Here is a 1,932-nt window from a genome sequence, read left to right as displayed (position 1 = left end):
TAATTGATAATTGATAATTGATAATTGATAATTAATAATTAATAACTTCTACCTCCCCTACCTGCCCTACTTCCCCTGCCTTCTGCTATGGTGAGAAATATAAGAAATATATAAATAAATTGATGTAATGCAAAAAAATTGGCAAATTGGATCTTTATTTGGCATTCCTTTGTTTTTGGACTCCCTATGGTTTGTAATTGTTGGGTTGGCAACTTTAAATTTTGGGGTTGCTTACCAAGAATGGGGAACTGTCACGGCTTGGAGTGCAGGACTGGTAATGGCACTGCTGTTATTTACTTCTGTGCTATTGCATGAGTTGGGGCATAGTTTAGTGGCGCAGTCCCAAGGAATTAAAGTTAATTCGATTACGCTGTTTTTCTTTGGTGGTATTGCAGCGATAGAGGAAGAGTCAAAAACTCCAGGTAAAGCTTTTCAAGTGGCGATCGCTGGTCCTGCGGTAAGTATTATCCTGTTTTTGTTGTTAACTCTAGGTTATCAAGTGATTCCTGATACTACATTATTAAATGTTATGGTCAGGGATTTAGCAAGAATTAACTTGGTTGTGGCTTTATTTAACTTGATTCCTGGTTTACCTTTGGATGGGGGACAGGTATTAAAAGCAGCACTGTGGAAAGTTACAGGCGATCGCTTTCAAGCAGTACATTGGGCGGCTAAGTCTGGACAAATTTTAGGTTATTGTGCGATCGCTTGCGGATTTGCTGTAGATTTCTTTACCCAGGAATTGGTAACAGGTTTGTGGATTGTATTATTAGGTTGGTTTGCAATTCGTAATGCCAATACCTATGACAATGTTACCACCCTGCAAGAAACTCTGATTAAACTCCAAGCAGTTGACGCGATGACTCGTGATTTTCGCGTAGTTGACGCAAATAAAACATTACGGGAGTTTGCGGACTTATATCTTTTAGATACATCTTTTCCCCATACATCAAACATTGCACATACTTATTTTGCTGCATCCGATGGACGTTATCGGGGTTTAGTGAAAATTGATGATTTGCGGATCACGGAAAGAAGTCAGTGGGAAACTGAAACTTTGCAAACTATTGTTCATCCTCTGAACACAATACCCACTGTCAGCGAATCAACTTCTTTAGCAGACGTTATCAACAAACTAGAAAACGAGCAGCTACCCCAAATCACCGTACTTTCTCCCGCAGGTACAGTAGCTGGCGTGATTGATAGGGGAGATACTGTCAAGTGTTTAGCACAAGAGTTAAATTTGCAAATTAGCGAAGGGGAAATAAAGCGGATTAAAGAAGAAGGGACTTTTCCCCCTGGTTTGCAGTTAGGGGTAATAGCAAAGTCAGTATTTGAGAGGTGACAGGGGACTGGGGACTGGTGACTGGTGACTGGTGACTGGTGACTAGGTGAGAAAAACTAAGTCTTGATCCTGACTCCTGACTCCTGTACGGGCGAAGTAGGGGCGAAGCATTCGGAAAATAGCCTTTTCATAAAATTGATAATTGGTTGCCCGAATGCTTCGCCCTTACAGGAAAATAGCCTTTTCATAAAATTGATAATTGGTTGCCCGAATGCTTCGCCCTTACAGGAAAATAGCCTTTTCATAAAATTGATAATTGGTTGCCCGAATGCTTCGCCCCTACGACTCCTGACTCCTGACTCCTGCTCTAAATTACAATTTGCCAACTATTTATTAAGCTCGACGTTCTAAAGGATTAGCCACATAATTAAATGTTGGTTCAGAGTCAATACTTTTCGGTTAAGCCCAAAAAATAGAATTATGTAGGTTGGGTTGACGTTAGGAAACCCAACATTGATAGGCTTTTGTTGGGTTGCGCTATCGCTTAACCCAACCTTGTATCTTAGAGGTATGTTAGAGGAAGTGGTAGACCGTCCCAACCTTGGTCAGAAAAGACCGCTTCGTAGCAAGGATCACCACAACAATCT

1 protein-coding gene is annotated in these 1,932 nt (G+C 40.9%); it reads left to right on the top strand.

What is annotated here, in order from left to right; genetic code table 11:
* The first annotated feature begins 127 nt into the window (after positions 1 to 127).
* The gene (locus tag FFR48_RS27595) at positions 128 to 1,345 is read left to right on the top strand and encodes a site-2 protease family protein (protein WP_137669547.1); all 1,218 of its coding nucleotides are present in this window, start codon (positions 128 to 130) and stop codon (positions 1,343 to 1,345) included.
* Positions 1,346 to 1,932: the final 587 nt, after the last annotated feature.

It is taken from the genome of Sphaerospermopsis reniformis, from assembly GCF_005402885.1.
GTDB classification, from domain to species: Bacteria; Cyanobacteriota; Cyanobacteriia; order Cyanobacteriales; family Nostocaceae; genus Sphaerospermopsis; species Sphaerospermopsis kisseleviana.
Note: the sequence above shows the minus strand (reverse complement) of the source record. Positions and strands in the feature narration are given on the sequence as shown.

Excerpts from the sequence above, each read along its gene's own strand:
- FFR48_RS27595 (WP_137669547.1), top strand. The coding sequence starts at position 128 with ATGCAAAAAAATTGGCAAATTGGATCTTTATTTGGCATTCCTTTGTTT.